The 25,608-nt window shown below is 69.5% G+C and carries 24 protein-coding genes and 1 pseudogene; 15 read left to right on the top strand and 10 right to left on the bottom strand.

Going from position 1 to position 25,608, the window contains the following annotated elements:
* The first annotated feature begins 323 nt into the window (after nt 1-323).
* From ACFYWX_RS25115 to ACFYWX_RS25100, 4 genes and pseudogenes are all read left to right on the top strand, one after another.
* Complete coding sequence (locus tag ACFYWX_RS25115) at nt 324-1,067, top strand: carbohydrate ABC transporter permease (RefSeq protein WP_389426326.1); 744 nt, start codon at nt 324-326, stop codon at nt 1,065-1,067.
* Nucleotides 1,067-1,888 carry a carbohydrate ABC transporter permease gene (locus ACFYWX_RS25110; RefSeq protein ID WP_389426325.1) on the top strand — a complete coding sequence of 274 codons (822 nt, stop codon included), beginning with the start codon at nt 1,067-1,069 and terminating at the stop codon, nt 1,886-1,888. The genes ACFYWX_RS25115 and ACFYWX_RS25110 overlap by 1 nt, the downstream gene beginning before the upstream one ends.
* A 43-nt stretch (nt 1,889-1,931) precedes the next feature.
* A pseudogene (locus ACFYWX_RS25105) lies at nt 1,932-2,190 on the top strand (alpha-L-arabinofuranosidase); the annotation flags it as partial.
* A 256-nt stretch (nt 2,191-2,446) separates the two neighbouring features.
* A complete protein-coding gene (locus ACFYWX_RS25100) occupies nt 2,447-3,676 on the top strand; it encodes an alpha-L-fucosidase (RefSeq protein ID WP_389426324.1) in 1,230 nt (409 codons plus the stop codon).
* Between the two features lie 118 nt (nt 3,677-3,794).
* Here ACFYWX_RS25100 and ACFYWX_RS25095 read toward each other — a convergent pair whose 3' ends face one another.
* The gene (locus ACFYWX_RS25095; protein WP_389426323.1) at nt 3,795-4,292 is read right to left on the bottom strand and encodes a DUF1348 family protein; all 498 of its coding nucleotides are present in this window, start codon (nt 4,290-4,292) and stop codon (nt 3,795-3,797) included.
* 49 nt (nt 4,293-4,341) lie between these two features.
* Between ACFYWX_RS25095 and ACFYWX_RS25090 the strand changes: the two genes are divergently transcribed.
* Entirely contained in the window at nt 4,342-4,908 is a 567-nt protein-coding gene (locus ACFYWX_RS25090; RefSeq protein WP_389426322.1) for a TetR/AcrR family transcriptional regulator, read from the top strand.
* Between the two features lie 41 nt (nt 4,909-4,949).
* Here the strand turns inward: ACFYWX_RS25090 and ACFYWX_RS25085 are convergent, their stop codons facing one another.
* The 4 genes from ACFYWX_RS25085 to ACFYWX_RS25070 form a co-directional block, all read right to left on the bottom strand.
* Nucleotides 4,950-5,861, bottom strand: coding sequence for a LysR substrate-binding domain-containing protein (locus tag ACFYWX_RS25085; protein ID WP_389426321.1), 912 nt, complete (start codon nt 5,859-5,861; stop codon nt 4,950-4,952).
* Nucleotides 5,862-5,924: 63 nt separating this feature from the next.
* Nucleotides 5,925-6,329 carry a tautomerase family protein gene (locus ACFYWX_RS25080; RefSeq protein ID WP_389426320.1) on the bottom strand — a complete coding sequence of 135 codons (405 nt, stop codon included), beginning with the start codon at nt 6,327-6,329 and terminating at the stop codon, nt 5,925-5,927.
* Nucleotides 6,330-6,378: 49 nt separating this feature from the next.
* Nucleotides 6,379-7,200: an MBL fold metallo-hydrolase gene (locus tag ACFYWX_RS25075; RefSeq protein ID WP_389426319.1), complete on the bottom strand. Its 822-nt coding sequence runs from the start codon at nt 7,198-7,200 to the stop codon at nt 6,379-6,381.
* A gap of 101 nt (nt 7,201-7,301) precedes the next feature.
* A complete protein-coding gene (locus ACFYWX_RS25070) occupies nt 7,302-8,156 on the bottom strand; it encodes a LysR family transcriptional regulator (protein ID WP_389426318.1) in 855 nt (284 codons plus the stop codon).
* Between the two features lie 132 nt (nt 8,157-8,288).
* On the opposite strand from ACFYWX_RS25070, the gene ACFYWX_RS25065 reads away from it, so the two are divergent.
* Nucleotides 8,289-9,476 carry a YbfB/YjiJ family MFS transporter gene (locus ACFYWX_RS25065; RefSeq protein WP_389426317.1) on the top strand — a complete coding sequence of 396 codons (1,188 nt, stop codon included), beginning with the start codon at nt 8,289-8,291 and terminating at the stop codon, nt 9,474-9,476.
* A 27-nt stretch (nt 9,477-9,503) separates the two neighbouring features.
* Complete coding sequence (locus ACFYWX_RS25060; protein WP_389426316.1) at nt 9,504-10,532, top strand: nitronate monooxygenase; 1,029 nt, start codon at nt 9,504-9,506, stop codon at nt 10,530-10,532.
* A 324-nt stretch (nt 10,533-10,856) separates the two neighbouring features.
* On the opposite strand, the gene ACFYWX_RS25055 is transcribed toward ACFYWX_RS25060, so the two are convergent.
* The 3 genes from ACFYWX_RS25055 to ACFYWX_RS25045 are packed head-to-tail and all read right to left on the bottom strand — an operon-like array spanning nt 10,857 to nt 12,635.
* Nucleotides 10,857-11,048, bottom strand: coding sequence for an alpha-L-rhamnosidase C-terminal domain-containing protein (locus tag ACFYWX_RS25055; protein WP_389426315.1), 192 nt, complete (start codon nt 11,046-11,048; stop codon nt 10,857-10,859).
* A gap of 51 nt (nt 11,049-11,099) precedes the next feature.
* Entirely contained in the window at nt 11,100-11,840 is a 741-nt protein-coding gene (locus tag ACFYWX_RS25050; protein ID WP_389426314.1) for a hypothetical protein, read from the bottom strand.
* A gap of 45 nt (nt 11,841-11,885) precedes the next feature.
* A complete protein-coding gene (locus tag ACFYWX_RS25045) occupies nt 11,886-12,635 on the bottom strand; it encodes a FadR/GntR family transcriptional regulator (protein WP_389426313.1) in 750 nt (249 codons plus the stop codon).
* A gap of 201 nt (nt 12,636-12,836) precedes the next feature.
* Here ACFYWX_RS25045 and ACFYWX_RS25040 point away from each other — a divergent pair, with 201 nt between their 5' ends.
* The 3 genes from ACFYWX_RS25040 (at nt 12,837) to ACFYWX_RS25030 (ending at nt 17,562) form a co-directional block, all read left to right on the top strand.
* Nucleotides 12,837-14,366: an APC family permease gene (locus ACFYWX_RS25040; protein ID WP_389426312.1), complete on the top strand. Its 1,530-nt coding sequence runs from the start codon at nt 12,837-12,839 to the stop codon at nt 14,364-14,366.
* A gap of 76 nt (nt 14,367-14,442) precedes the next feature.
* A complete protein-coding gene (locus ACFYWX_RS25035; RefSeq protein WP_389426311.1) occupies nt 14,443-15,918 on the top strand; it encodes an aldehyde dehydrogenase family protein in 1,476 nt (491 codons plus the stop codon).
* A gap of 105 nt (nt 15,919-16,023) precedes the next feature.
* Nucleotides 16,024-17,562 (top strand): PucR family transcriptional regulator, encoded by a 1,539-nt coding sequence (locus ACFYWX_RS25030; protein WP_389426310.1) that lies wholly within the window; start codon nt 16,024-16,026, stop codon nt 17,560-17,562.
* 7 nt (nt 17,563-17,569) lie between these two features.
* Here ACFYWX_RS25030 and gabT read toward each other — a convergent pair whose 3' ends face one another.
* Complete coding sequence (gene gabT, locus ACFYWX_RS25025) at nt 17,570-18,946, bottom strand: 4-aminobutyrate--2-oxoglutarate transaminase (protein WP_389426309.1); 1,377 nt, start codon at nt 18,944-18,946, stop codon at nt 17,570-17,572.
* A 260-nt stretch (nt 18,947-19,206) separates the two neighbouring features.
* On the opposite strand from gabT, the gene ACFYWX_RS25020 reads away from it, so the two are divergent.
* The 4 genes from ACFYWX_RS25020 to ACFYWX_RS25005 all read left to right on the top strand — a co-directional run bounded on the left by ACFYWX_RS25020 (nt 19,207) and on the right by ACFYWX_RS25005 (nt 23,529).
* The gene (locus ACFYWX_RS25020; protein ID WP_389426308.1) at nt 19,207-20,715 is read left to right on the top strand and encodes an aldehyde dehydrogenase family protein; all 1,509 of its coding nucleotides are present in this window, start codon (nt 19,207-19,209) and stop codon (nt 20,713-20,715) included.
* Entirely contained in the window at nt 20,712-21,866 is a 1,155-nt protein-coding gene (locus ACFYWX_RS25015; protein ID WP_389426307.1) for a CaiB/BaiF CoA transferase family protein, read from the top strand. Before ACFYWX_RS25020 ends, ACFYWX_RS25015 begins: the two co-directional genes overlap by 4 nt.
* Before the next feature lie 49 nt (nt 21,867-21,915).
* Complete coding sequence (locus tag ACFYWX_RS25010) at nt 21,916-23,094, top strand: acyl-CoA dehydrogenase family protein (protein ID WP_389426306.1); 1,179 nt, start codon at nt 21,916-21,918, stop codon at nt 23,092-23,094.
* A gap of 96 nt (nt 23,095-23,190) precedes the next feature.
* Nucleotides 23,191-23,529, top strand: a complete 339-nt coding sequence (locus tag ACFYWX_RS25005) for a 3-hydroxyacyl-CoA dehydrogenase NAD-binding domain-containing protein (protein ID WP_389426305.1) — start codon at nt 23,191-23,193, stop codon at nt 23,527-23,529.
* A gap of 169 nt (nt 23,530-23,698) precedes the next feature.
* On the opposite strand, the gene ACFYWX_RS25000 is transcribed toward ACFYWX_RS25005, so the two are convergent.
* Nucleotides 23,699-24,337, bottom strand: coding sequence for a GntR family transcriptional regulator (locus ACFYWX_RS25000; RefSeq protein WP_389426304.1), 639 nt, complete (start codon nt 24,335-24,337; stop codon nt 23,699-23,701).
* Nucleotides 24,338-24,714: 377 nt separating this feature from the next.
* On the opposite strand from ACFYWX_RS25000, the gene ACFYWX_RS24995 reads away from it, so the two are divergent.
* Nucleotides 24,715-25,608 (top strand): NAD(P)-dependent oxidoreductase, encoded by an 894-nt coding sequence (locus tag ACFYWX_RS24995; protein ID WP_389426303.1) that lies wholly within the window; start codon nt 24,715-24,717, stop codon nt 25,606-25,608.

The raw sequence follows: 25,608 nt of genomic DNA, 5'->3' as shown, positions 1-25,608 counted from the left end.
CCCCGCGCCGCGGGTGCTGTGGGGGGGGGGCGCCCCCGCCCCCGCCCCCCCCCCCCCCCCCCGCCGCGCCGCCCGCCCCCCCCCCCCCCCCCCCCCCCCCCCCCCCCCGCCGGTCCACGCGCAAACGGCTCTCGCTCAGGCAGCGCAGGGCCGCAGCCTTCTACGTCTTTGTCGGCCCGTGGGTACTGGGCTTCCTGGCCCTCACCGCCTACCCACTCGGGTACGCGCTGTGGCTGAGCCTCACCAACTCCGACGGGCTCTCCAGCCGCTCCCGATTCGTCGGGCTGGCCAACTACAGGGAGGTCTTCACTGACCCGGACACCATGGCGTCCCTCGGGCGCACCGCGCTGTTCACCGGAATCACGGTACCGCTGTCGATCGTGGCGGGACTTGCGCTGGCGGTACTGGTCAACCAGCCGATCCGCGCCCGCGGACTGTTCCGCACGTTGCTGTACCTGCCCGCCGTCGTACCGCCGGTCGGCGCGGCCCTCACCTTCAAGCTGATCTTCGACCGGGACTCCGGGGCGGCGAACGGCATCCTGGACGTCTTCCACATCAACGGCGTGCCATGGCTGATGGATCCCTATGCCCGCTGGGTGCTGATCATGCTGACGATGTGGGCGGTCGGGAATGTCATGATCATCTCGTTGGCGGGCCTGCAGGACATACCCAAAGAGCTCCACGAGGCCGCACGTGTCGACGGGGCCGGCCCCTGGCAGTCCTTCACCCGCATCACCCTGCCGCTCCTCTCCCCGGTGATCTTCTTCCAGGTCGTCACCGGGATCATCGCGGCACTGCAGAGTGTCGCACCGCTGCTGATATCCCTGGACTCCTCCCCGCAGGGGGTGGCACGCGTCCCGGACAGCAACAACCTGTTCATCATCAGCGTCTTCACCCAGTACTTCGCCAACGGACGCTACGGCTATGCCTCGGCCATGCTGTGGGTGCTCTTCGCGATCATCGGCGTCGTCACCTTCCTCGTCTTCAGGCTGAGCAAGGGCGCGGTCTTCTACTCCCTGGACCCGGAGCCGGCGAAGACAAAGCCCCGGACGATCGGAGAGTCGTGATGGTGTTCACCCGGCGCAGCGCCGTCTACATGGTCCTGGTGGCGCTCCTTGTTCTCTTCCTCAGCCCCTTCGGGTGGCTCCTGATCACCGCCTTCAAGGACCCGTCGGAGCTGCGCGCCTTCCCCATCCACTGGTGGCCCCACCACCCGAGCCTGGACAACTTCAAGGAGGCCCTGACCACGTGGGACTACCTCGGCTACGTCCGCAACTCGCTGACGATCTCGGTGATCTACGCGGGGCTGGTCACGCTCGCTTCGGCCTGGGCCGGGTTCGGCTTCGCCCGGCTCGAAGCACCGGGGAAGCGGGTGATCTTCGGGGTGCTGCTGTCGACGATGATGATGCCGCAGATCATCACCCTGGTGCCGACCTATCTGCTGTTCGGCAAAATCGGCCTGGTCAACACCTACATGCCGTGGGTGCTGTGGGGCCTGTGCGGTGCGCCGTATCTGATCTTCCTGTTCCGGCAGTTCTTCGCCAATATGCCGAAGGAACTGGAGGAAGCGGCGATCGTCGACGGCTGCGGGCAGATCCGCATCTTCTGGCGGATCTTCCTGCCCCAGTCGTGGCCGGTCATCGCCACCAGCATCATCCTGTCCTTCAGCTGGACCTGGGGTGACTACATAGCGCCCGCGCTGCTGCTGGACACCAACCGAACCACCCTGGCAGTCAAGCTCGCCACCGGCTACGTCAACGCACAGGGCGCAACGCTCAGCAATCTCGTCGCCGCCGGCGCCGTGATGTACGTCCTGCCCGTGCTCGCGCTCTTCTTGATCCTGCAGCGCGGCTTCGTCGCGGGTATCTCAACCTCCGGGCTCAAGTAGGGACGCTCCGCGCGCCACCGGGCGACCCGGCGCCCGAGGGCACTTGGGTGACGGCGCGGCCACCGACAGTGAGGGCCCGGCGACGCCCGGCGCCGTCCACCCCCTGCTCTACAGATCGTTCGTCGAACACCTCGGCCGTTGCGTGTACACGGGTTTCCACCACCCCGGCTATCCAACCGCCGGACGAGGCCGGACTGCGCCAGGACGTCCTGGCGCTCATCCGGGAACTCGGGGTCACCACCGTGCGCTACCCGGGCGGCAGCCTCGTCTCCGGTTACCGCCGGGACCGAGCGGCCCGGCCTCCTCAATATGCCGTGTTCCAGCTCGCACGGTCCTTGAAGACGGTGCCCGCACTGCTCAGCGCGGACCAACGCGCTGCTTCGTCCTGCCTCTTCTGAAGTCTTCCTGTGCGGCGGCACTCCTCCCCAGCAGTGGCAACGCGGCAGCGGTCAGGCAGGACGACGCTGACCATCATGACCAACCAGCAATCCACCACGAGCGGCATACGGCAGCAAGAACGCAGCCCGATCCGCCCACCACTGCCCGAGGGATACAGCCATGCGCCAAGAGCGCCTCAAGAAGTTCAACGACGCCCGCTTCGGGATGTTCATCCACTGGGGGCTGTACGCCATCCCCGGCAGGGGCGAATGGGTCCGATACCAAGAAGACATTCCGCCCGCCGATTACGAGAAACTCGCCGACCGGTTCAATCCCCGCCACTACGACCCCAGGGCCTGGGCACGCATCGCCCGTGAGGCCGGAATGCGCTACATGGTCCTGACCGCCAAACACCACGACGGCTTCTGCCTGTTCGACAGCGAACACACCGACTTCACTTCAGTGCGCACCGCCGCCCGGCGCGACTTCGTCGCCGAGTACCTCGACGCCTGCCGAGCCGAAGGCCTCATGGCCGGTCTGTACTTCAGCGTCAAGGACTGGAGTATCCCGGCCTACTTCCGCGGCCCGGAGACCGACCCGTCCGGCTGGCAGGAGTGCGTCGACCGGTTCCACCAGCAGACTCTGGAGCTGATGAGCAACTACGGCCCCATCGACATCCTGTTCTACGACTGCGCGGACGACGCGGACTTCCGCGGAGGATGGGGGGAGCGCACGGCCGAGGTGTGGGACTCGGAAGCTCTCAACGAGAAGGTCCGCCAACTGCAACCCGGCATCCTCATCAACGACCGCTCCGGCCTCCCCGAGGACTACGCCACACCCGAGCAGACCGTGCCCATGGAGGTGCCCGACGACACACGCGTGTACGAATCCTGCGTCACCATGAACGACCACTGGGGCTACACCATCGGAGACGGAAACTGGAAGAGCACCGACCTGCTGATCCGGCAGCTGATCGCCTGCGCCGCTCGCGGCAGCAATTACCTGCTCAACGTCGGCCCCGACCCGGACGGCATCATCCCCGCCCCGTCCGTCGAGCGGTTGCGCGAGATGGGCGGCTGGCTCAGGACACATGGGGAAGCCGTATACGGCACGGAACGCCTCTTGCCGAACTACTTCGACTTCCACTCCACCGGCCGCATCACGACCAAGGGCAACCAGGCCTTCCTGACGCTCGACCAATGGAGCGCCACCGGTGAAATCGTCATCACGCAACTCGAGAACGAGGTGCTGGCAGCACGCCTGCTGCCCACCGGCGAGCAGCTCTCCGTGCACCGCGAGGGACGCCGGGTCGTCATCACAGGCCTGCCGGCCCATTCGCCGGCACGTTACGTCAATGTCGTGGAACTGGACCTCGACGGTCCCGCACGACCTCAGTACCACTCCCATTGACCCCGCGCCCTGCGGACACGGGCGTCTCCCGCCTACCGCGCCGTCGAGGGCCGCGGTGCGGCGTTCCGTGCTGCCTGAGCTGAGCCCACCGGCTTGGGATGACGTGAGGGCGGGCTCTCTACTGGAGCGGGATGTCGATCCCGTATTCGTCCACGGGTCGAGGCCCGTGGACGCGTCTGTCGGCTTCGGAGATGGCGATGTCGTTGATGCTCGCCTCGCGGCGCCGCATGAGGCCGCGCTCGTCGAACTCCCACAGTTCATTGCCGTAACTGCGCCACCACTGACCTTCCGTGTCGTGCCACTCGTACTGGAAGCGGACGGCGATCCGGTCCTCGTGGAACGACCAGAGGCTCTTGCGTAGCGCGTAGTCCAGTTCGCGCTCCCACTTCCGTGTCAGGAAGGCGACGATTTCCTCGCGGCCGGTGACGAAAGTGTCCCGGTTCCGCCATGTCGAGTCCGCCGTGTAGGCCAGTGCCACCCGCTGGGGATCGCGGGTGTTCCATGCGTCCTCGGCGGCCTGGACCTTCTGCAGGGCGGTCTCCCGGGTGAACGGGGGGTAGGGCGGGCGATCTTCCGGCACTGCGGTCTCCTCACATTGAGAACGTACGTTCTCCATCGTGGGGTCTAAGGTAGGGAACGATCGTTCTCAATGTCAAGGAGGCTCGATGCCGGCCCCGGTCACCGAGGAACAGAACCGCCTGGACCGTGAAGCACTGCTCGACGCGGCAGAGAGGCTCTTCTACGAGCGAGGCATCCAGGCGGTCGGAATGGACGAGGTGCGCGCGGCATCAGGTCTGCCGCTGAAGCGGATCTACCGGTTCTTCGCGGCGAAAGAGGGTCTCGTCGTGGCGATGCTGCAACGTCGCGACCAACGGTGGAGAGGAGACCTGGCCGCCCACGTGGAACAGGTCCCGGATCCCCGCGAGCGCGTACTCGCGGTGTTCGACTGGCTTGCCGAGTGGTTCGCACAGCCCGGTTTCCGCGGCTGCGCCTGGGTCAACGCCCACGGCGAACTCGGCTCGACGTCCGAAGCGGTGCGGTCCGAAGTCCGGTCGCACAAGCAGGCGTTCCACGAGCAGATCGCCATGTGGGTCCACGCCACCGGGGTGCCGGTGGTGGAACCGGTCTTCCTCCTCGCCGAAGGAGCCATCGTGACGGCCGGCATCAGTGGCGACCCGGCCCCGGCGCGTCATGCTCGCGCAGCCGTCGCGACATTGCTCGGGACACCTTGATCTCTCGGCCGCAGCGTCACCAACCTGCTGACCCGCAATATCTAGCCCGTGGCAGCGGAGGAGCCGCCGACCATCCGCAGGACGGGCGGTGTCTGCTCCATGGCTCGCGCATGCGTGAGGAACCGCGTCAGGGCCGGCGACGGCGGTGTGTCGACGCGCTGGACGAAGACGGTCTGAGCGCGTGCCTCCTCCTCCGGCAGCTCGTGCACCCGCACCTGTTCGCGGGAGGCGTGCCGCTCGACAACGGCGGCGGGCAGCAGGGTGAGACCCATGCCGGCCCCGACGCAGCCGAGAATGCCGTCCAGCGTTCCGAATTCCATGCAGCGAACGCCGATGGCGCCCCGCGCCTGCAGGATGCTCTCCAAGCGCCTGCGGTAGGAGCAGCCGGTACGGAAGACGAGGATCTTCGGGTCGCGCATGACGGCGTCCAGGCCGGCGACCCGGCGCGCCGTGACGAGGACGAGGCGTTCCTCGAACACCGGGGTCTCCACCAGGTCGGGCTGCCGCACCGGGCCGTTGACCAGCGCGCCGTCCAGCCGGTACTCCAGGACGTCCCGGACCAGCTGATCGGTCGGCCCGGTGATCAGCGAGAAGTCGACGCGGGGGCAGTCATCGGCGAAGGCCGCCAGCACGGTGGGAAGCCGCAGGCCCGCCGTGGTCTCCATGGACCCGATCCGCAGTGGACCGCACGGATCGGTCTCGTCGCCGACGACTTGCTGTGCCTCGTCGACGAGCCTGCTGATGCGCTCGGCGTACGGCAGCAGCTGCTCGCCCGCGTTCGTCAGGGCCACGCCCCGGGCATGCCGACGGAACAGCGGGGCGCCCAGCTGTTTCTCCAGCGCGTGGACGCGCGCGCTGACGTTCGACTGCACGGTGTGCAGTTCCTGAGCGGCCTTGGTGATGCCGTGCGTGCGCGCGACGGCCAGGAAGATCCGCAGGTCGGACAGTTCCATGTCGACCTCCATAGGGGCCCGTGGGCAGGATCATACCTGCGGCCGGCGAAAAGACGGATGGTGTCAGCGGCCGGGGACGGCCAGGTCGCCCTCGACGTACTGGGCGCGTCCGTAACCGAAGGACCAGTCCTGCGGGCCGTTCTCCATGAAGCTGATGAAGACGTCCGCACCGGTGATGCCAAGGGGTTCCAGCTGCTTGGCGATGGCGTCGAAGACCCGCTGCTTGACCTCGGTGGTGCGCCCTCCCTGGGTGAAGATCTGGAGCATCACCAGGTTGTCGCTCCGCTCGAAGCCCAGGCCGGCGTCGAGGGCGATGATGTGGTCCGCGTCGTGCTCGGTGATGACCTGGAACCGGTCCCGCTCGGGGATCTCCAGCACGTCCACGAGCGCCCGGTGCGCCGCGTCGGCGATCGCCCGGATCTCGTCGGGACGGCGGCCGCGGATGACATCGATGCGTACGAAGGGCATACGTGTAGTTCCTTGCTCGTCTGTTGCCGGTGTGTGTAGATGTGGCGGATCAGCGGGTGAGCTGCACCCACGTTCCATGGGGCGCGACCCGCAGCACGGAGGACAGGCCGGCCTCGTGGAAGGCCAGCTCGATCTCCGACACGCCCTCGGAGAAGTGGGCCCAGGCGTCGCAGTGGGCCGGAACGACGGTGCCGGCGCCGAGGACGGCTCCCGCGGCGGCAGCGGCGCGACTGTCCAGGGACAGCGGACGGCCGTCGAACTTCGCCGGGACGCGTGCCGCTCCGGCGTGCAGGACGGCCGCGTCGATGTCCGGCACCCGACGGGCGATCTCGGCGACCGTGCGGATCGATGCGTTGTCGCCGCTGACGTACACGGTGGGAAGCCCTTCCCCGGCCAGCACGAACCCGGTGACTTCGCAGTTGACGTTCCCGTCGGCGTCGCGCTCGCCGTCCTCGGGGCCGTGGACCGCGGGGACCGCCAGCACGGTCAGGTCGCCGCCACCGTCCGCGCGGGGCACGGAGTGGCTGGCCCACGGGGAGAGGCCGACGGCCGGTGATCCCAAGCGGCCGGCGGCCAGGGGGCCGGTGAGCACCAACGGGGCGGCCTTCGCGAACGCGCGGCCGCGCTCGTCGAGGTTGTCCGGATGTGTGTCGTGGCTGACCAGAACAAGGTCGACCGGCCCCACCCCGTCCTCGTCGACGGCGGGGTCGGCCGTCTTGGTGAGGTAACCGTGCGGGCCGGCCTCGTCGAAGGTCGGATCGCTGACGATGCGCAGGCCACCGATGTCGATGACGGCCGTGGGGCCGCCCAGGACGGTGATCGCGCATTCCTGTCGGGACAGACCTGTGCTGAGGGTTTCGCTCACGCTCATGCCCTCGACGGTAATGACTCGCCACTCGCAGCAGAAATGCCTTTGGTGAACTGTCTATGCTCACCGGTTATCGATAGTGCTCCCCGGACCGCGGTATGCGGTCACCCCGAGGTGGCGGCCGGTACGGCGGCGTCCAGGAACCGGCGGATCAGCGTCCGCCGGGCGTCAGGAAAGTGAACGAGGCTGACCGGGCTCGGCGGTGCATTGGTCAGGGGCACGAAGCGCACGGCGGGGTGCTGGGTACGGCGCTGAGCGACCTCCGGGACGATGCCGATGCCCCGGTTGGCGGCCACCGTCTCCAGCCACTCGTCGTAGTTCGCCGTCTCGATGATCCGGTCGGGGCGCTGGTCGGTCGGCCAGGACCAGGGGCCGGTGGTGCCGCTGACCGTGTTGACGACCAGCGGCCAGTACTGGACGTCTGTCCAGTCCAGATGGTCGAAACGGGTCAGGTCGGAGTGCTCGGAGCATAGGGCGACGCGCGGCTCGTCGAACAGGTGCACGGAGCGCGCTCCTCGTGGCATGTCGAAGTCGCCCCGCACCACCGCGATGTCGAGCGTGCGCTGACGCAGCGCCTGAAGGGCATCGTCGGTCCGGGTCAGGGCGACCGTCGCTCCTGTGGTCTCCTCGAAGCGGCTGACGGTCCGCTGTGTCCAGGGATCGGGCAGCAGCCAACTGAAGCCCAGGCGCAGGGTGATTCGATGGCTCACGACGGCGAGGGCCTGGTCCAGTGTGGCCAGCACCCGCTCTACGTGGACGAGGAACTCCGCGCCGGTATCGGTCAGTTCGACATGCCGTGAGGACCGGTCGAGCAGGCGGACGCTCAGGTTGCCCTCCAACTGCGCGATCGTACGACTCAGCGCCGGCTGCGTGATCAGCAGTTCCTCGGCTGCACGGGAGAACGAGCGATGGCGGGCCACGGACGCAAAGGCCCGCAAATGGCGCAGTTCGACGTCCATGCTCCTCGCGCCCCTTCCCGGCATCCATGCCTGCCATGCATAGGGGCAGCCTAACCGGCATTTCACAGGCGTATACGCGCTGCCTAGCGTGAAGGACGGCCACAGAAAGTCACCAGGAAGGTACCCAGGTCAGTGCAGCCATCAGCCACGTCCCCTCCCCGAGCGCGGTCTCCTTGGACGATCGTCGCGCAGGCGGCTGCAGCGCTCGCCGCGGGGCAGGGGATCGGCAGGTTCGTCTACACCCCGATCCTTCCCCTCATGCACACCCAGGCCGGACTCTCCTCGGCGCAAGGGGCCAACCTGGCGACCGCGAACTTCATCGGCTACCTCGCAGGAGCCCTGGCCGGCATCGCCGTACCCGCCGTCGTCCGGTCGGCCGTGGCTCTGCGTGGCTCCTTCGTCGTACTGGTGGCGACGCTGGTGCTCATGCCGGTCACCCACGACGGCACCGTCTGGTTCCTGCTGCGTCTTGTGGCCGGTGCCGCCAGCGCGTTGATCTTCGTGATCGCCGTCAGCGCCGTGCTTTCGGGGCTGCGCGAGCACGCCCACCACCTGGTCGGCTGGGCCTTCGGCGGAGTCGGTGCCGGGATCGCCCTGTCCGGCCTGCTGGTCGTCGCCGTGCAGGCCGCGTCCACCTGGCAGGCGGCATGGTGGACCTGCGCCATCCTGGCCGCCCTCCTCGCGGTGGTCGCCTGGCCCCTGGCCCCACAGCCGGAACCAAGGAGTTCCGAGGCGACCGAGAAGACCGAACGGCCCCGCACCCACCGCTGGTTCCTCGCACTGCTCACCAGCTACACCTTCGAAGGCATCGGCTACATCATCGCCGGCACCTTCCTGGTCGCCGCGATCCAGCAGGGAGTCCCGGGCCGTCTCGGCTCCGGGGCCTGGATCGTGGTCGGCCTTGCCGCATTGCCCTCGTGCGCGCTGTGGACCCGGCTGGCCGACCGCTGGTCCAGGCCGGCCCTGCTGCTCACCTCGCTGACCATCCAGGCCGTCGGCATCGCCCTGCCGGCGCTGCTGGGCGGTGCCACGCCCGCACTCGTGTCCGCCGTGCTGTTCGGCGCCACCTTCATGGGCGTCAGCACCATCGCCCTGTCCATCGGCGCCCACCTCCAAGTACCCCGCGCCGTGGCCTTGTTGACCGCCGGATACAGCGCCGGCCAGATCCTCGGCCCGCTGCTCGCCGCCCCGCTGCTCAGTCACGGCTACCACCAGGCGCTCCTGCTGGGCAGCGCGCTGGTCGTCGTCGCCGCGGTCGCGGCCGCCGCCGTCTGTGTCCGCTTCCCGCACCACCTCGGCCCCGTGGCCCCGGCGGCCTGACGCTCATACCTTTCAGGAGGAGTTGCCATGAGCACACTGCTCTCCGACCTCGGAGCAGACCTTCCCCTCATCGCGGCGCCGATGGCCGGGGGGCCGAGCACGCCCGAGTTGGTCACCGCCGCCGCCCACGCGGGCGGTCTGGGTTTCCTGGCCGGCGGGTACAAGACCGCACAGGCACTGGCCGGGCAGATCCACACCACCCGTGCGGAAGGCGTCGCGTTCGGCGTCAACCTGTTCGTTCCGAACCCGGTCCCCGTCTCCCGGGAGGCGTACCGGCGTTACGCGCGGGAGGTGTACGCGGAGGCCGACCGCTACGGCCTCACGCTGCCCGAGGAGCCGGTCGAGGACGACGACCACTGGACGGACAAGATCGACCTGCTCACCTCCTCTCCCGTCCCCTGGGTGTCCTTCACCTTCGGCATCCCGGACCGCGCGGTCGTCAGCGCCCTGCGCAGGGCCGGGAGCACCGTTCTGCAGTGCGTCACCTCCGCCGACGAGGCACGTCGAGCGGCTGACGCCGGGGTCGACGCCCTCATCGCGCAGGCACCCGCCGCCGGCGGGCACTCGGCCACGCTCACCCCCGAACGGCCTCCCGTACAGGTTTCGTTGCCCGACCTGATCGTCGGAGTGCGCGGCGCCGTCGCCCTGCCCCTCGTCGCCACTGGCGGAATCACCACCGCCACCGACGTGGCAGGCGCGCTGGGCGCGGGTGCCCAAGCCGCCATGGTCGGCACCGTCCTGCTGCGCACGCGGGAGAGCGGCGCGTCCGCACCGCACAAGGCGGCCCTGGTCGACCCGGCCTTCGACACCACCGTCGTCACCCGTGCCTTCACCGGGCGGCCCGCGCGTGCCCTGCGCAACCACTTCACCGACCGATACGACCCGATCGCTCCAGTCGGCTACCCCGCCCTGCACCACCTCACAGGCCCACTCCGCAAGGCCGCCACCGCGGCCGCCGACACACGGCTGATCCACCTGTGGGCCGGGACCGGGCACCGCCAGGCAAGGGTCGAGCACGCCGCCGACACCCTCGCGCGGCTCGCCGACCAGCTGTGAGTCCTGCGACAGGCGCACCGCACGCTTTCTCGCCATCAAGGCCCTCGAACAAGTCGACCCCGTCCACATGTGCGGTCTGACGCGGCAACAACTCGCGCACCTGGGAGCACGGGACTTCCAACTGGCCAACGAGAGTGCTGCTTTTCTCGAGACACCGGGCACCGGCAAGACACGCGTCACCACAGGGGGTGCGCAGGCGCCGCGTCGACTCACCATCGCGTCCGCGCACGGACGGCGCCGCACCGAAAGGTCTTCGGCACAGTCGACTCTCACTGCTGAGCGTTGAGGGTGGCCTCTCTGTGCTCAGCAGTGATCAGCAGTCGTTCACCGTGCGATGAGGCGCGCGAGGTGAACTGGCCCTGGCCCGGCCGTGATTTCCTCGCCGTGGGGGAAGACGGCAGTGGCGGTGGAGGCGGGCGGGGCATCGACGGTGATGTCCGGTTCATGGTCATCGGCGCGCCATTCGACCGCGATGGTGCCGCGCGGACTGTCGAAGGTGCCACGTGCCCAGTCCACCGATGCATGGGGGACAGCGAAGTGGTAGGCGATCGGGGGTGACCAGTTCTCTCAGCCGTCGGCCGAGGACGGCACCCGGATCACGCTCCAGTCGACTTCCGGGGTGGGCACGGCCGCCTGCTCCACTCCGGCTCCATGGCCCAGCAATTCGCGAGCGATCTCCCCGACGGCCCACGTGGGCGTGTTCGCGGCGAGGACCCGGGCCTCGCTGGTGATCACCACCGCTTCACCGCCCAGGTACTTGAGTGAGGGGATGACGATCTGCTCGAAGCCGGCCACCGGGACGTCGGCCCCGACGACCCCCGCGAACTCACCGTCCACTGTCAGGGGCCGTGTGAAGGTCAGGATGTAGAGGCCGGCGCAGTGCAGATCGACGTAGGGCCCCATGACCGTGCCGTGACCCTCGTCGCGGGGGATCACGAACCAGGGCTTGAGGGTGTAGTCGTAGAAACTCTCGCTGCGCGGATCCAGGTTCAGCCGCAGCGGCCGGGACTCCTGCTCTCCGGCCCGCTGCCACCACTCGAGGTGGAAGGCGGCGTCGGCGAGCGCGTCGGGCGCCATGACGACACCCGCGCCGTTGAACCTGTCGCCCTGCTCGCGCAGCAGGGTTTGGATCGTCGGGCGCAGGGCGGTGAGATCGCCCGTGCCGGGACGCCTGCCCTTCCGGCCGACCGCGCTCAGGCGCTCTCGCGCCTCGGTCTCCAGGACGGCCAGCGCCGCGAAGACGGATTCCACCGTGTCCCGGATGGACTCGCTGCACCGGACGATGCCGGTGGCTGAGGTGCTGGTCATCACTGTGCTCCGTCAAGGAGGGCGGCGCGCGGGTGCGCCACCGGATCAGGCATCGGTCAACCGTAGGTGTGTACGTACCAGATGGCGAGTGCCGGCAACCGTGTGCGCCTCGGCGAGACGGCGCGCCTCGGCCGCGTCTCCGGCCATGATGGCCACCAGGATCTCGTGATGCTGATCGGCGAAGTCCGACGCGTCGGGCCCGTCGCCTCCGGGCAGCCACAGCAGCGGCCCGAGTTCCGCCTGGAGCCGGACCTCCAGCCGCGTCAGCCGGACGGACTGCGCGGCGACGGCCACCTCGATGTGGAAGCGGGCGTCGGCCTTGCGCCGTTCGGCGGCGGACTCGGCCTTGCGCAGGGCCGTGACGAGGCGGTCCAGGCTCTTCGCCAGGTCCGAGGGGGCGCGTTCGGCGGCGAAGCGGGCCGCGGTGCCCGAGACGGCGAACTGCTCGTCGCCGAGATCGCGCAGCTCCGAGATGCCCAGTTCCCTCAGACGGGCCTGGTGGATCCTGGTCAGGCCCTCCTCCGGGTCGCGGATGAAGCTTCCACCGTTGCGTCCGCGCCGCGTCTCCACGAGTCCCTGCTCGCGCAGGATGGCGAGGGCCTCGCGGACCGTGCCGTTGGCGACCCCGAGCTGGCAGGCGAGGTCGCTCTCACTGGGTAGCTGCTCACCGTCCGCCATCAGCCCGATGGTGACCGCTTCGGCGACCCTGCGGACCACCATGTCCGCCCGGCCCGAGTCGCTCAGGGGCGCGAAGGCGGCGCTCATCACCGGCGAGCGGCCGTCCACTGCCGCCACGGCCCCTCCTCGAAGGTCAAAGATCCGTAACGAGAGATCGTCTCCAGGGTAGCAGTCAAACCGTTGTCCTTTGAACTTCAATGTAGTAGGTTTTCGCCCACTCGACATGCCGGACACCTCCCGGTCCTCGTCGGCCTCCCCCACGGCCCCGGTCCTGCCGACATCCCGCTCAGCAGCGTGTTTCCCTCAAGGAGCCCGTCGATGAACGACGCCACGCAGTCCCCGCCGCCCCCCGCAGACGGAGAAGCAGACGCCGACGCCCAGCGCCTTGCCGCCCTCGGTTACGAGTCCGAGTTCAAGCGGGACATGAGCCTGTGGGCGAACTTCTCGCTGGGATTCACCTACCTCTCGCCGGTCGTCGGCGTGTACACCCTCTTCGCGGCCTCGCTGATGGCCGGCGGCCCGCCGATGATCTGGGCCTTCGTGATCGCGGGCGTCGGCCAGCTGCTGGTGGCCCTGGTCTTCAGCGAGGTCGTCGCCGAGTTCCCGGTGGCCGGCGGGGTGTACCCATGGGCCCGCAGGCTGTGGGGGCGCAAGTGGGGCTGGATGACCGGCTGGATCTACCTCCTGGCGCTGCTGTCCACCATCTCGGCGGTCGCCTACGGCGCCGGACCGTACGTGGCAGCGGTGTTCGGCTTCGCCTCCAGTACCACGACGACGATCCTCTGCGCCCTGGGACTCCTCCTGCTCGCCACGGTCATCAACTTCGGCGGCACGAAGGTGCTCTCCGCCGTCGCCGTGTTCGGCTTCGTGGCCGAGATCGTCGGAGCCGTCGTGGTGGGCGCCTGGCTGCTGATCGCCAACCGTCACCACGGACTGGGCGTGCTGTTCGACAGCTTCGGTTCCCAGGGCAGCCACTCGTACCTCTACGCCTTCGCGGCAGCCTCGCTCATCGGTGTCTTCCAGTACTACGGCTTCGAGGCGTGCGGCGACGTGGCCGAGGAGGTCCCGAACCCCGGCAGGCGGATCCCGACCTCGATGCGGCGCACCATCTACATCGGAGGGGCCGCCGCGACCGCGGTGTGCCTCGCCCTCATCCTCTCCGTCAGCGACTTCGGCGCGGTCATCTCGGGCAAGGACGCCGACCCGGTGACGACCGTGCTCACCGACGCGTTCGGCAGCGGCGGCGCCCGGGCCGTCCTGGTCGTCGTCCTGCTCTCCTTCATCTCCTGCGCGATGAGCCTGCAGGCCGCCGCCAGTCGGCTGACCTACTCCTTCGCCCGCGACCGGATGATCGTCGGCAGCCGTGTGCTGGCGGCGTTCTCCGAACGGCTCCGGGTGCCGCCGTACGCCCTGCTGCTCGCGGCCGTCCTCCCCGGGCTGATCATCGTGGGTTCCGCCTACTCCGCCGACGCCCTGGTGAAGATCATCTCCTTCTCCACCCTGGGTATCTATCTGGCCTTCCAGATGGTTGTTCTCGCCTCCCTGCGGGCGCGGCTGCGCGGCTGGCGGCCGTCGGGCGAGTACCGGCTGGAGCGGTGGGGGCTTCCGGTCACCATCGGCGCCCTCGTCTACGGCGTCGTCGCGCTTGTCAACATCAGTTGGCCGCGCACGCCCGGCACCCCCTGGTACGACAACTACATCGTGCTGGTCAGCGGAGCCGTCGTGGTGGGCGTGGGTGCCGTGTACATGGCGGTCGCCAGGCCGCACGAGCGGGGGGACGTTCCGGCGGGGGATGCGCTGGCCGCCCCGGCCGCGCAGGAGCCGTCCTCGTCGCCCGCCTCCGTCTGAGCACGTAGTCCCTCAGCGTCCCTCAGCTTTCAAGCGTCGCGCGATGCGACCCCGAGAACCGAAGGTGGATACCAACATGCCCCCAACCCTGCCCACAAAGGCGCTCATCGACGGCTCGTGGCTGGACGGCGGCGCGGGCAGCTTCCCCGTGCACTCCCCGCAGTCCGGTGAGCTGATCGCGGACGTGACCCGATGTGACGTCCAGGACGTCGCCCGTGCCGTGTCCGCCGCCCGCCGCGCCCAGCCGCAGTGGGCCGCGACGCCCCTCATCGAGCGGGTCAAGATCCTGCGCCGGGTCCACGCCCTCTTCGCCGAGCGCGCCGAGGAGGTCGCCCGGGTGCTGACGCTGGAGATCGGCAAGACCGTCGCGGAGGCCCGCGAGGAGGTCATCGAGTACGCGGCCCCCGCCTGGCAGAAGGCCGGCGAGGAGGTCCTGCGCCACCGGGGCCTGTCGTTCCCCTCCACCCAGGAGCAGACCAACAACAAGCGGCTGGTCATGAACTACCGTCCGCTCGGCGTCGTCGGCGTGGTGACCCCGTACAACTTCCCCACCGACATCTCCTCGATCGCGCTGGCGCACATCGTCGCGGCCGGCAACACGGCCGTCTGGAAGCCCTCGGAGTACGCGCCGATCAGCTGCAACCTCGTGGCGGAGATCTTCACCGAGGCCGGTCTGCCCGACGGCGTGATCAACGTCGTGCACGGGCTCGGCGACGTCGGAGCGGCCCTCGTCGAACACCCGGGTGTCGACGGTCTGTTCTTCACCGGCTCCACCGCCACCGGTGAACGCATCGCCCGCGCCGCGGCCCTGCGCCCGCACCTGCTCGAACTCGGCGGCGACGGCCCGTTCATCATCCTTCCCGACGCGGACATCGACGCCGCCGTGGAGGCGGCGGTCAACGGCTGCTTCTACTTCGCCGGGCAGGTGTGCACCTCGGCGGAACGGCTCCTGGTCCACGAGGCCGTGCACGACGAGTTCGTCACCAAGTTGACCGCCCGTGCGGCCCAGCTCCGCATCGGCGACCCGGCTTTTGAAGACACCGACATGGGACCCGTCCGCAACGAGGCCACCCTGCGGCGCATCGCCGAGCATGTGGCGGACGCCCGCGACCGGGGCGCGGACGTCGTGCAGTTCGGCAAGGAGGAGGGCCTGTTCTTCCCGGCCACGATCCTCACCGGCGTCACGCCCGAGATGCGCATCGCCCAGGAGGAGACCTTCGGTCCGGTCGCCCCCGTCATCAAGGTCTCCTCGGTGCAGGAGGCCGTGGAGATCGCCAACTCCAGCGACCTCGGCCTGATCGCCTCCCTGTGGACCCGGGACCTCGCCACCGCCTGGCGCGTGGGGGAGGCCCTGCAGCACGGCACGGTCAACATCAACGAGACCAGCAACTACTGGGACCAGCTCGCCCCCTTCGGCGGCACCGGCAAGAGCGGGGTCGGTCGTGAGCTCTCCCGCTGGTTCCTCGACACCTTCACCGAGTCCAAGCTGCTCGTCTTCGACCTGGGTGACAGCGGACTGCGCTACGACCGACGTGCCGAAGGAGGTTGGTGACCACGTCGCACGCGCGGGGCCGCCGGCTGCACCACGTCCGGCGGCCCCACAGCCGTACCCCCAAGTTTTACCTGCACTTCTGAAGGTCATGATTGGTGGTGTGTCGTGGGCGTACAGCTCGCCTGGTTGCTGAGGCGTCAGGATCTGCGTCTGAAGGTGCTGGCGGGCGGCAGCGGCTTGGACCGGGAAGTCGTCTGGGCACACAGCATCGAACTCGTCGATCCCGGCCCGTGGCTGAACGGCGGCGAGTTGGTGCTCACCACCGGGATCCGCTTGGCGGCGGACTCCGGCACCTGCGAGGACTATGTCGAGCGTCTCGCGAAAGCCGGGGTGGCCGCTGTCGGCTTCGGAGTCGGGCTGTCGCACGAGCAGGTGCCCGAGACCCTCGTCGACGCGGCCGAGGAAGCAGGGTTGCCGCTGCTGGAGATCCCGCTTCCCACACCGTTCGTGGCCGTCACCAAGGCAGTCATGGAGCGACTGGCCGAGCAGCAGTACGAGGGTGTCGTCCAGGCATCACGGATCCAGCCGAGGATGACCCGGGCCGCGCTGCGCGGAGGGGCCCAGGCGGTGGTGCGGGAGCTGGCCGTCTCGACCGGCACGTCCGCCGTCCTCCTGGACCACGACAGCGGGGTACGCGCGGCCCATCCGCCTGGCGCAGGAGCCTTTGAGGCCGCCCTGGTCGCCGGGCTCGGTGCCCCGGAGGGGGCGGCCGCCGCGGTGAGTTGTGGCCATGACGGTGTGCTGGCCGTGCAGCGGGTTCGCGTGGGGCCGCGCGTCCACGGCCGCCTGGTCCTGGTCGCCGACCGGACCCTCACGCCCGTCGACCACCTCCTGCTCGGGCACGCGGCGTCGCTGGTCGCCCTGGAGGCGGAGAAGCCCCTGCGGCTGCGCGACGAGCAGAACCGCGTCAACGGCTTGTTCCTGCGGTTGCTGCTGGACGGCACCGTCACCGCATCAGCGGCTCAGAACCATCTGACCGAGGCGGGTTTCCCCGTCCGCGACGGCATCCGTGTCCTCGTCCTGCGCGGCGCTAGCCCACGCCAGGCTCTTCAGGCCCTGGGGAAGGAGCTTGCCGAACGGGGTCTGCCCCTGTTCGGACGTGTGCACGGCGGTTGCGCGGCGGTGCTGCTGCCGGCCGGCCACGCGGTCACGGCACAGACGGCCACGGACGGCGCGCGTGCCCGGCTGAGGTCGCGCGTGTGGGCCGGCCTGAGCGCCGCCCACCATCTGGCCGACGGGCCCGCGGCCCTGACCGAAGCCCTGAACGCCGCCTCGGTAGCCCGGACGCGAGGCAGCTGCGACGTGGTCGCGTTCGAGTCGTTGGCCGGCCGACTGCTGGCCGCCACCCCGGAGACGAGAAGGATCCTCGCGACGCTGGCCGAGACGCAGCTCGCTCCTCTCGCAGCGCACGACACCGCAAACGGCACCGACCTGCTCGACTCGTTGCGCGCCTTCTTGGAGCACAACGGTCAGTGGGAGACCGCGTCGGCCGTGCTCGGCGTGCACCGGCACACCCTGCGCAGCCGTATGGAGCGCGTACGCGGCCTGCTCGGCGCGGATCTCGACTCGGCTCATGTGCGCGCCGAACTCCTGCTGGCGTTGTCCGCGTGGCAGGAGCCCGGCGGCATCGGCCGAACCGGCTGAGGATCGGTCAGACCGTTGAGGCCATCTCCTTCTCGACGGCCTCGCCGAGGAGGGACAGCCCCTCCTCCAGCAGGGCGTCGGAGATCGACAGGGGCGGCAGGAACCGCAGCACGTTGCCGTAGCTGCCGGCGGTCAGCACGAGCAGGCCGTCCGCGTGGCACCGCCGGGCGACCCGGGCCGCGAGGTCGGGAGCGGGCACCCGGTCACCGTCCGCCTCCACCAGCTCGATCGCGATCATGGCGCCCCGGCCCCGGACTTCCCCGACCACCGGGCACCGGTCGCTGAGCTCACCGAGGAATTCGAGCATGATGTCGCCGATCTCCCGGGCGCGCTCCAGCAGGTCGTGGGCCTCGATCTCCTGGAAGACACCGAGCGCGGCCTCGCAGGCCACCGGGTTGCCACTGAAGGTCCCGCCGAGCCCGCCCGCCGGCACCGCGTCCATCAGCTCTGCCCGGCCGGTCACCGCGCCCAGCGGCAGCCCTCCGGCGAGACCCTTGGCGGTGGTGATCAGATCCGGCTGGATGCCCTCGTGCTCGCAGGCGAACATCCGGCCGGTGCGAGCGATGCCGGCCTGGATCTCGTCCACGATCAGCAGGATGCCTCGCGCCCGGCAGATGTTGGCGACGCTGTTCAGGAATCCGGGAGCCGGGACGACGAAGCCGCCCTCGCCCTGGATCGGCTCGACCACGACCGCGGCCACGTTGTCGGCGCCGACCTGCCGGTCCAGCAGGTCGGCCAGGGCATACGCCGCCTCCTCCGCACAGCGTTCGGGACCCGTGGGCCAGCGGTACGGGTATGCCATGGGGGCCCGGTACACCTCCGGCGCGAAGGGGCCGAAGCCCTGCTTGTAGGGCTGGTTCTTGGCGGTGAGGCTCATGGTCAGCAACGTGCGGCCGTGGAAGGCGTGGTCGAAGACGACGATGCCGGGGCGGCCGGTGGCGGCCCTGGCGATCTTGACAGCGTTCTCCACGGCCTCGGCACCGGAGTTCACCAGGATGGTGCGCTTCTCGCCGGGGACGGGTGTGAGCTCGTTGAGCTTCTCGCACACGTCCAGGTACGACTCGTACGGGTTGACCAGGAAGCAGGTGTGGGTGAACCGGCGCAGCTGCGCGGCCGCGCGCTCCGTCACGGCGGGGGCGGAGTTGCCCACCGTGGTCACGGCGATGCCGCTGCCGAAGTCGATGAAGGAGTTGCCGTCCGCGTCGACGATCACGCCACCGCCGGCCGCCTCCACGAAGACGGGCAGGGTCGAGCCGACGCCGGCCGGCACCAGGCTGCGCTGACGGGCCAGCAGTTCACGGGAACGCGGGCCGGGGATCTTGCTCACGACCCGCCGGACCTGCGCGAGCTCGGGACCGCCGACCGGGCGGGAAGCACCGGGCATGGAACATCCTCCGGATGTGACAGGGGTTGGGAGCGACGAGCCAAGCACCGCCGCGGTCTGTCGGGCCATGGACGGATCGGAGTGCTCCCGCCGCAGGGTGCAGGACATCTCGTCGAGTGCGGTGCCGTCGGCCCAGTCCCAAGAATGACGGCCTCATGCACCGGAGGCGCCGACGTGGCGCGTACGGACACAGGACCTCTCCCGACGCACGAGCGTATGGACCCTTAGAGATGCGTACGGACCGTTTGAAAGGAAGGCCGATGCGACAGAGCGCAGGCAGCAGCGCGACGGCAGGCGGACTCGACCGGTCCGCCCGGCCCCTGCGCAACCTGCTCGCGGGGCAGTGGCGAACCGGCGACGGCGACGAACTGGTCGACGTCAACCCGGCGCGGCCCCGCGAGACCGTGGCGGTCGGGCAGCTCGCCCAGGACCACGACCTGGACCAGGCCGTCGCCGCAGCCCGGGACGCCTTTCCTCGCTGGGCGGCGACCCCTCACCACGTGCGCGGCCGGATCCTCGACCGCGCCGCCGACATCCTCGACGCCCACGCCGAGCCGTGGGGTGAGGAACTGTCGTGGGAGGAGGGTAAGACCCGGGCCGAGGGCATCGGCGAGGTACAACGCGCCGCGGAGATCTTCCGCTACTACGCGAGTGAGGCGTCGCGCCCGGTCGGCGAGGTCTTCGCCTCGCCGCGGACCGGCGAGCAGATCCACGTGATCCACCGACCGGTCGGTGTCGTCGCCGTCGTCACCCCGTTCAACTTCCCCATCGCCATCCCGGCCTGGAAGATCGCCCCCGCCCTCAGCTACGGCAACACCGTGGTGTGGAAGCCCGCCAGCCTGGTCCCGCTGCTGGCCGTACGACTGGCCGAGGCCCTCGTCGAGGCCGGGCTGCCGGAAGGCGTGCTGTCGCTGCTGATCGGCGGAGGTCCCCTGGGCGGTCGGCTTGTCGAGCATCCGGGGGTGGACGCGGTGACGTTCACCGGGTCGACCTCCGTCGGCCGGAGCCTGATCGCGGCGTGCGGCTGGCTGGCCCGGCCCTTCCAGGCGGAGATGGGAGGCAAGAACGCGGCCGTCGTCCTGGCCGACGCCGACCTGGAGCTGGCGGCGGGGGAGGTGCTCGCTGGTGCCTTCCGATCGTCGGGGCAGAAGTGCACGGCCACCTCCCGGCTCGTCGTTGAGCAGCCGGTCGCCGACGACTTCCTGGCCCTGCTCACCAAGCGGGCCGCGGCGCTGCGGGTCGGTGATCCGCTGGAGGAAGACACGGAGATGGGGCCCGTGGTCTCGGTCCAGGCCCGGGACGAGATCCAGCGGTCCGTGGATGCCGGGACCACCCGCGCGGGGGTCGATCTGCTGACAGGTGGCCGACCGTACGAAGACGACCGTATGGACGGTGCCTTCCTCGCGCCCACGGTGGTCGAGCTGGCGGGAGACGATCCGCTGTGGCGGGAGGAGCTGTTCGGCCCCGTGCTCTCCGTCCGCCGGGCCCGCGACATCCAGGAGGCGTTCCGCCTGGCCAACGACAGCGACTTCGGACTCTCCGCGGCCGTCTTCACCGACGACCTGCGGGCCGTGGCCGCCGCCACCGAGCAGGTGGACGTGGGCGTGCTCCACATCAACTCCGAAACGGCCGGGGCCGATCCGCACGTCCCCTTCGGCGGAGCCAAGCAGAGCGCGTACGGCCCCAAGGAACAGGGCCGTGCGGCCCGCGAGTTCTTCACCCGGACCAAGACGGTGTATGTACGGCCGTCGGAACGGCGGGAACCGTGACCGCGACATCCGGCGGACCCCTGTCCGGCGTGCTCATAGCCGACTTTGGACGCGTCCTGGCCGCCCCGTACGCGACCATGCTGCTGGCCGACCTCGGCGCCGACGTGATCAAGGTCGAGCACCCGGTCACCGGGGACGACACCCGGGCCTGGGGACCGCCCCACGCCCAGGGCGAGGCCACGTACTACCTGTCGGTCAACCGCAACAAACGTTCCCTCACGCTCGACCTCCGCGACGAGCAGGACCTGTGCAGAGCAACGGAGTTGGTACGCCGGGCCGACGTCCTGTTCGAGAACTTCCGGCCCGGGACCATGGACAAGTACGGGCTCGGCCAGGACCGGGCGCGCGAGCTCAACCCGGGTCTGGTGTACTGCTCGGTCACCGGGTTCGGAGCCGAGGAGGGGGCCGCCCTGCCTGGTTACGACCTGCTGATCCAGGCGGTCGGCGGCCTGATGAGCGTCACCGGGCCGGCGCCCGGGCAGCCTGTGAAGACGGGCGTGGCCCTCGTGGACGTGCTGACCGGACTGCATGCGGCGATCGGAGTGCTGGCCGCGCTGCGGCACCGTGAGGCCACCGGGGAAGGACAACACGTCCAGGTCAACCTCCTTTCCTGCCTGCTGTCCAGCCTGGTCAACCAAGCCGGCGGCTACACCCTGGCGGGCCAGGTGCCGGGCATCCTGGGCAACCGCCACCCGTCGATCGCGCCGTACGAGGTCTTCCCGACAAAGGACCGTCCGCTGGTCGTCGCCGTCGGCAACGACCGGCAGTTCCGCGCCTTGTGTCAGGGGCTGGACGTACCCGGCCTGGCCGACGACCCTCGCTTCGCGACCAACACCGACCGGGTGGCACATGTCGACGAACTCGCTGAGCAATTGGGGGAGTTGCTGTCAGCGCGGACCGCGTCGGAATGGTTCGGGCGGCTCACTCCGCTCGGTGTTCCGTGCGGCCCGGTCAACGACCTCTCCCAGGCCTTCGACCTGGCCGACACCCTCGGCCTGAGCCCTCGTGCCACGGTCACCGGGCCAGAGGGCTCAGCCATGCAGCTGGTCGCCAACCCCATCGGCCTCTCCCGGACCCCGCCCCGCTACGAACGTCGCCCGCCCCGGCTCGGTGAGCACACCGACGACCTCAGGGCCTGGCTGGATTCCTGACCGTCGGCCAACCCTGCCCGATTCCGATCACCACCCCCAGGAGCACACGATGAGCGGCGCCAAGCCGATGAAGGACCCCCTCGACCTGCTCGACTTCTCCTCTTCCCTCACGGACGAGGAGCGCGAGATCCAGGCCACCGTCGCCAGGTTCCTCGCCGACCGGGTGCGCCCGCACATCGGCGAGTGGTTCGAGAACGCCCACTTCGCTCGCGAACTCGCGCCGGAGCTCGGCAAGTTGGGTGTGCTCGGTATGCACCTCGACGGCTACGGCTGTGCCGGGACGAACGCGGTCAGCTATGGCCTCGCCTGTCTGGAGCTGGAGGCGGCGGACTCCGGCTTCCGCAGCTTCGTCTCCGTGCAGGGCTCGCTGTCGATGTTCTCGATCTGGAAGTGGGGTTCGGAGGAGCAGAAGCTTCAGTGGCTGCCCCGGCTCGCCGCCGGCGAGGCGATCGGCTGCTTCGGCCTGACCGAGCCCGACTTCGGCAGCAACCCCGCCGAGATGCGCACCAGGGCCGTCCGTGACGGCGACGACTGGGTCCTGAACGGGTCCAAGATGTGGATCACCAACGGCTCCATCGCCGATGTCGCCACCGTCTGGGCGCAGACCGAGGACGGCGTTCGCGGCTTCCTCGTGCCGCGCGGCACACCGGGCTTCACCACGCAGGACATCAAGCAGAAGATGTCGCTGCGCGCCTCCGTCACCTCGGAGTTGTACTTCGACAACGTCCGGCTGCCCGACTCGGCTCGGCTCCCGCACGCCGAGGGTTTGCGAGGGCCGCTGTCCTGCCTGAACGAGGCCCGCTTCGGCATTCTCTTCGGCGCGGTCGGCGCCGCGCGGGACTCGCTCCAGGCGGCCATCGAGTACGCCGACTCCCGGGTGCAGTTCGGGAAGCCGATCAGCGCATTCCAGCTCACCCAGAAGAAGCTCGCCGACATGACCGTGTCCTTGGGCGGCGCAGCCCTGCTCGCCGTGCACCTGGGGCGCCTCAAGGACCAGGGACGGATCCGTCCTGAGCAGATCAGCGTCGGCAAGCTCAACAACGTCCGGGAAGCCATCGCCATCGCGCGGGAGTGCCGCACCGTCCTGGGTGCCAACGGCGTATCCCTGGAGTACTCGCCGCTCCGCCACGCCAACAACCTGGAATCAGTCCTCACCTACGAAGGCACGGGCGAGATGCACACCCTGGTCGTCGGTCAGGCGATCACCGGCCACGCGGCGTTCCGCTGACCGCCCCCACGACCCGGTTTCCGGACGCAGTGAGCGGCCTCCCCGCGTCCGGAAACTGGTCCCACCCCGTCCGCCCACTTCAGGGAGTGAGGCCCCATGGCCACATCGCCGTCACCTCGCCCACGGTTCGTCCTGAATGGCCCCTCTGAGGACATCCGCCGTGTGGACGTCGGCGGAGCCGGCCTCGTGGGCAGCGGCATCACGGAAGTCTGCGCGCGCGCCGGACTCGACGTCGTCGTCCAGGAGGCAGGTCCTGAATCCGCCGGGGCAGGACGGCGAAGAGTCATCTCCTCCCACGCCTCCTCCGTCTCCCGATCCCGAAAATCGGGACGGCCACCGACTGGCCGGACCAGGCCATCGGCATCCACTTCTTCAAGCGGTACCGGTCCTCGACCTCGTGGAACTGGTGCCGTCCCTGCTCAGCGGAGCGCGTGACAGAGGACGGCCAAGCGCCGCTGCCCGCCCTGGCCGGCCACCAAGCTCGTGCCCGGCGCTGTCAGGAGAAGCTGCGCGGGCGCACGTCCGCGGGACGGCCAGCCATGCCGCCGGCCAACTCGGTCTGGATGACTGGCCCATGAAGCGACCGCCTCCGAAGATCAAGCCTTCACACGCCGGAAAAGCCCGTCACCAGAGTGCGGGCGACCTCGGTCAGGTGTTCCTCCATCAGACCACGCATGGCGGACGTGTCCTTGGCGCGCAGCGCCTCCACCAGCTTGCGGTGAGCCTCGATCTCCTCGGTGGAGATGATGTGGCCTTCGATCTTGGGCAGCAAGTGGTGCAGCCGCACCACTTCGTCGACCAGGTTCTCAAGGATGCCCAGGACACGTGCGCTGCCAGCTATTCCGGCCAATGCGAGATGGAAGCTGCGCGCCGCACCAAGCGCCTGGGCGATGTCGCCCCCTGCAGCCGACTGCCGCTCCAGGATGCTCTCGAGCTGGTCGGCGTGCGCCGGAACATCGGACATGGCGCAGGCCTCGGCGGCCAGGACGGGCTCGATCATCCGTCGGATGGCGAAGATGTCGCGCACGTCGCTCAACTTGACCGGCCTGACCATGTAGCCCTTGTGGGGCATCACGACGACCCAGCCGGTCTGGGCGAGAAGACGGAGAGCCTCCCGCACCGGGGTCTTCGAAACCTCGAACAGCCCTGCCAGTTCAGCCTCGTACAGCAGGTCGCCGGGCGCCCTCTCTGCCGTCAGGATCTGCTTCCGAAGCCGCGCATAGACATCGTCCGTCAGGGTCACAGTCTGTCTCCCAGCACTGAAGTATCAGCAATATATCGCTGAGTCGTAGGGCGATATCGATAGCGCAGCAATATATCAGTGAAACTCTTGTCGCACATCAGAAAAACATGTCATCGTCTTGGCACTCGACGAACACCCCGGGTGGGCTGACCTGGGCTGGCCCCGCCAAGGCTCCGACGGCGGGAACCACACCGCACCCAGCACCGTGACGCCGGCGGACGATCCCCACGGCGATCACGTTGGGGCCGCTCACCGCCCACATCACCAACGGCCTTTGACGCAAGCCCATCCGGCTCTCCCTCGCCGGTTCCAGAACCGCCCGGCTGCGTCCAGCCCGATCCGCCCAGCCGGCTCAATTCGGATAGAAGGAGCAGCAGGTGCCTCAGCAGAATTCCGTGCCCAACCCGGTTGTGGGTTTCGCGGGGCTCGGTGTCATGGGTGGGCCCATGGCGGAACGGCTTCTGCGCGCAGGCCATCGGCTACGGGTGTGGACGCGTGACCGGAATAAGACCGAGCGTTTCGCCGATCTCGGCGCGGTGGTCGCGGCAGATCCACACGAACTGGCCGCCGCCTGCGATGTCGTGCTGAGCTGCCTGCTGGACAGCGAGGTGGTCCGCTCCGTCTACCTCGGCCGGCGTGGGTTGTTGGCCGGTACCCGGCCGGGCACGGTCCTCGTGGAACACGGGACCTTCGCCCCCGAGGTGGCCCTTGCCCTCTGTGAACAGGCGGAGCAGCGCGGCGCCGCGTTCGTGGACGCTCCGGTCACGGGCGGACGAGCAGCCGCAACGGCCGGCAGTCTCGTGATCATGGCAGGTGGTCGCGAGGACGCCGTTGAACGGGTCGCGGCCGTGCTGTCGTCCTACGCCGCCAAGTTGGTGCGGGCGGGGGCGCCGGGCAACGGCCTGCGGCTCAAACTGATCAACCAGATGCTCGTCACGGTCCACGCGGCCGCGGCGGGTGAGGCTGCCGCGCTCGTCCGGTCTGCCGGTCTTGACCGCGATGCGGCCATCTCTGTGCTGTGCTCGGGCTGGGGCGCGAGCACCATGCTGGAGCGCAGTCTGCCGCTGGCCCTCGACGAGGCCACCGACCATGACTCGAACGCCCCCTTGGGCGGCCTGCTGGAAGCCCAGCAGCTGATCGCCCACATGCGCCCCGTTCCGCTCCCGGTCTTCGACGCGGCCGCCGGCCGCTTCGCCCGGGCGACCGAACTGGGCTGGCAGCGGCGCGATCTTGCGGCGCTGGCCGACCTGCCCACCGACGGAAGGGACTGA

Source organism: Streptomyces sp. NPDC002888 (assembly GCF_042888465.1).
Classification (GTDB): domain Bacteria; phylum Actinomycetota; class Actinomycetes; order Streptomycetales; family Streptomycetaceae; genus Streptomyces.
This window is presented reverse-complemented; position numbering and strand designations above follow the sequence as displayed.

Bases quoted from the DNA above. Each gene is read 5' to 3' on its own strand.
- ACFYWX_RS25080 (WP_389426320.1), bottom strand. From the start codon at position 6,329: ATGCCCTTCGTACGCATCGATGTCATCCGCGGCCGCCGTCCCGACGAG.
- ACFYWX_RS25075 (WP_389426319.1), bottom strand. From the start codon at position 7,200: ATGAGCGTGAGCGAAACCCTCAGCACAGGTCTGTCCCGACAGGAATGC.
- ACFYWX_RS25095 (WP_389426323.1), bottom strand. From the start codon at position 4,292: ATGGAGAACGTACGTTCTCAATGTGAGGAGACCGCAGTGCCGGAAGAT.
- ACFYWX_RS25070 (WP_389426318.1), bottom strand. From the start codon at position 8,156: ATGGACGTCGAACTGCGCCATTTGCGGGCCTTTGCGTCCGTGGCCCGC.
- ACFYWX_RS25060 (WP_389426316.1), top strand. From the start codon at position 9,504: ATGAGCACACTGCTCTCCGACCTCGGAGCAGACCTTCCCCTCATCGCG.
- ACFYWX_RS25020 (WP_389426308.1), top strand. From the start codon at position 19,207: ATGCGACAGAGCGCAGGCAGCAGCGCGACGGCAGGCGGACTCGACCGG.
- ACFYWX_RS25035 (WP_389426311.1), top strand. From the start codon at position 14,443: ATGCCCCCAACCCTGCCCACAAAGGCGCTCATCGACGGCTCGTGGCTG.
- ACFYWX_RS25040 (WP_389426312.1), top strand. From the start codon at position 12,837: ATGAACGACGCCACGCAGTCCCCGCCGCCCCCCGCAGACGGAGAAGCA.
- ACFYWX_RS25050 (WP_389426314.1), bottom strand. From the start codon at position 11,840: ATGACCAGCACCTCAGCCACCGGCATCGTCCGGTGCAGCGAGTCCATC.
- ACFYWX_RS25005 (WP_389426305.1), top strand. From the start codon at position 23,191: ATGGCCACATCGCCGTCACCTCGCCCACGGTTCGTCCTGAATGGCCCC.
- gabT (WP_389426309.1), bottom strand. From the start codon at position 18,946: ATGCCCGGTGCTTCCCGCCCGGTCGGCGGTCCCGAGCTCGCGCAGGTC.
- ACFYWX_RS25100 (WP_389426324.1), top strand. From the start codon at position 2,447: ATGCGCCAAGAGCGCCTCAAGAAGTTCAACGACGCCCGCTTCGGGATG.
- ACFYWX_RS25010 (WP_389426306.1), top strand. From the start codon at position 21,916: ATGAGCGGCGCCAAGCCGATGAAGGACCCCCTCGACCTGCTCGACTTC.
- ACFYWX_RS25090 (WP_389426322.1), top strand. From the start codon at position 4,342: ATGCCGGCCCCGGTCACCGAGGAACAGAACCGCCTGGACCGTGAAGCA.
- ACFYWX_RS25110 (WP_389426325.1), top strand. From the start codon at position 1,067: ATGGTGTTCACCCGGCGCAGCGCCGTCTACATGGTCCTGGTGGCGCTC.
- ACFYWX_RS25115 (WP_389426326.1), top strand. From the start codon at position 324: ATGGCGTCCCTCGGGCGCACCGCGCTGTTCACCGGAATCACGGTACCG.
- ACFYWX_RS25085 (WP_389426321.1), bottom strand. From the start codon at position 5,861: ATGGAACTGTCCGACCTGCGGATCTTCCTGGCCGTCGCGCGCACGCAC.